A 2,587-nucleotide genomic window follows, 5' to 3' on the forward strand; every position below is an offset into this window, starting at 1 on the left:
GCGGCCGGATGTCGTGTCGTCCGACTGCGCGCTCGCCGGCCATCACATCGCGCAGGGCATCGACGAGAAGGGGCTGCCGGAAGCGCCGCTCGCGCATCCGCTGACGCTGCTGCGTCGCGCGTACGGCATCTGAGCCGCTGCCGGCCATTCACGAGGACATCCATGACGCTGACCCGCGACTCCCTGCTGACGCTCGAAGCGTACGCGAAGATCCGCAAGGCCGAACACGCGCGGCTCGTCGCGTACAAGCGCCGCCGCGCGGTGGCGCTCGGCAACCACCTGCGTTTCCTGTTCGAGGACGAGACGACGATCCGCTACCAGATCCACGAGATGCTGCACATCGAGAAGATCTTCGACGAAGCCGGCATCGAAGGGGAGCTGGAAGCGTATCTGCCGCTGGTGCCCGACGGCACCAACCTGAAGGCGACGATGCAGATCGAGTACGAGCACGAGATCGAACGGCGCGCGGCGCTCGCGCGGCTGATCGGTGTCGAGGATCGCGTGTACCTGCAGGTCGACGGATACGCGAGCGTCTACGCGATCGCCGACGAGGATCTCGAGCGCGACAACGCGGAGAAAACCTCGGCCGTGCACTTCGTCCGCTTCGAGTTCGATGCGCCGATGCGCGCGGCGCTCAAGGGCGGGGCGGCGCTGTCGATCGGCTGCGATCACCCGGCCTACACGATGCCGCCGCAGCGGGTGGACGCGGACGTGGCCGCATCGCTCGCGGGCGATCTGCGCTAGCGCCACGGTTGCCGCCGTCGCGTGCCCGTGCACGCCGGTCTGCGCTTTTCCGTTCCGACCCGAAGAAAGCAGCGCCTCACGCCCTGCGGCGCGGCCGCGTGGCGCTCGCCGCGAAGTTGTAACAAGCGTGACGGATTTGCATGCGGGGACACATTGGGCATGCGGCGTCAGCGTGTTTTCATCACTCGCAGGGAAACAATAAAGAGATTGTGCATGAAGATAATTTGATTCAGCTCAATTTGAACGATTTACCGATTCGTGAATATCTTGTTACGAATTTTCCCCTGATTTACCGATTTTCGGAGGCTATTCCGGGTGGTGTCGCCGGCAGGGGCCGGAGCAGCCCGAAACCGCCTGTTTAAGCGCATTCTTCAGACGCTGCGGAGCCCCGCCAGACGGGCCTTTGCAGCCATCGGCATAAAGATCTCGCAAAAAAATTCAAGCATAAATGGTTTGCCCGCCCATGGCAGGTTGTTTCAGTGCGTAACATTAAGTCATTGTCATATTGAGATAAACCCTAGGGATGGTATGCTTCGTGCACAAAAATTCCCACATTGGAGTGAGACCGCGATTTGTGCGCCATTGCCGGGAATCGCGGCACCGAGAAAGTGCGGTGTCGCCCGGTATGCACAACGCCGGATAACCATAATGTGCAACCTGGCCGCCCCGCGACGCGAAGTGTCGCGACGGCGCCGCCAATCGCAGCCCCGGCCTGGCTGCGTGGAGAGATCGACTATGTTCTTCGATGAGCTTAACGATGAAGAGTGGTTTCGCCTTTCAGCGCTGATCGCCGATGAACCCATCCGGCTGAACCGTCGCGGGCGTCCACGCGCCGAACCGCGTGTCGTCGCCAACGCGGTGCTGTGGATCCTGACGACCGGGGAAGCCTGGTCAAAGCTGCCCGGCCGCTATCCGTCCGGGCCGACGTGCCGCCGCCGCTACGAGGAGTGGCTCGCGAACGGCACGCTGCTGAAGATGATCGACGTGCTGACCCAGTTCAGCGGGCGCACGTTCGCGTATATTCCGCCGCCGCCGGAGGCGGTCGTGCCGGCTCGCCGCGCGGAGCCGGTGCCCGACAACGACCGTTTGCGCGGCGTGTTCTGGCAGAACCCCGAGTCGTGGCAATTGCCGGTTGCGCAGGCAAACGTTTGGGAGGGCGAAGGTGCGTCGTTGAGCACGCTGTCGGCCGACCAGGTGGACGGCCGCGCCGACGTGTCGTTCGCGGTGCCCGGCGCGCCGGCTGCGGAGCTGCGCCATGTGCGCGCGTCGGCGGCGAGCTTCGCCGCGGCCGAGCCGCAGGTCGACGAGTATCGCGGCTATACGATCAGCGGCATCGCGCAGCCCGTGCAGAACCTGATGTATCGCGCGTGGGCCGAGATCTCGCAGGACGACCGGCGCGTCGAACGCTCGGGCCTGATCGGCCCGCGCTTCACCGACGCCGAGGCAGCGGAGCAGTATGCGCTCGAGTGGGCGCGCCAGTGGATCGATCGCCACGGTGCGAGCGACGCGCCGGCGCGCGAGCCGCAAGGCGAGGTGCTGGCCGGCTTGTCGGCGCTGGCGCGCGCGGAATCGGACATCAAGCGCTTCATCGCCGAGCGTCGCGCGGGCGTGTTGTCGGAAAGCCGCAACGATCCCGTGCAGTCGGAGCGTCGCGAATATGCGTACCGCGTAGGCTGATCGCCGTTGCCGTGCAACGCGCGGGCCGTCGTGTGCCACGACGCCCGCGCGAAAATCCCGTATCTCCATGTCTGCCCGGGCGCCGCTGTATAAGCGGCGCCCTTTGTTGCATGACGCGTTACTGCCGACCGTAGGTATCGTCGAAGCGGACGATGTCGTCCTCGCC

The 2,587-nt window shown here is 65.1% G+C and carries 2 protein-coding genes; both read left to right on the plus strand.

The features are described 5' to 3' along the window. The first annotated feature begins 162 nt into the window (after positions 1-162). The gene (locus tag JMF90_RS32900) at positions 163-744 is read left to right on the plus strand and encodes a DUF3501 family protein (protein ID WP_011548201.1); all 582 of its coding nucleotides are present in this window, start codon (positions 163-165) and stop codon (positions 742-744) included. 735 nt (positions 745-1,479) lie between these two features. Continuing rightward, a complete protein-coding gene (locus JMF90_RS32905) occupies positions 1,480-2,421 on the plus strand; it encodes a transposase (RefSeq protein WP_011548200.1) in 942 nt (313 codons plus the stop codon). Positions 2,422-2,587: the final 166 nt, after the last annotated feature.

Origin of the sequence: Burkholderia sp. E168m23 (assembly GCF_016586125.1) — a bacterium.
GTDB lineage: Bacteria > Pseudomonadota > Gammaproteobacteria > Burkholderiales > Burkholderiaceae > Burkholderia > Burkholderia orbicola.

Excerpts from the sequence above, each read along its gene's own strand:
- JMF90_RS32900 (WP_011548201.1), top strand. The coding sequence starts at position 163 with ATGACGCTGACCCGCGACTCCCTGCTGACGCTCGAAGCGTACGCGAAG.
- JMF90_RS32905 (WP_011548200.1), top strand. The coding sequence starts at position 1,480 with ATGTTCTTCGATGAGCTTAACGATGAAGAGTGGTTTCGCCTTTCAGCG.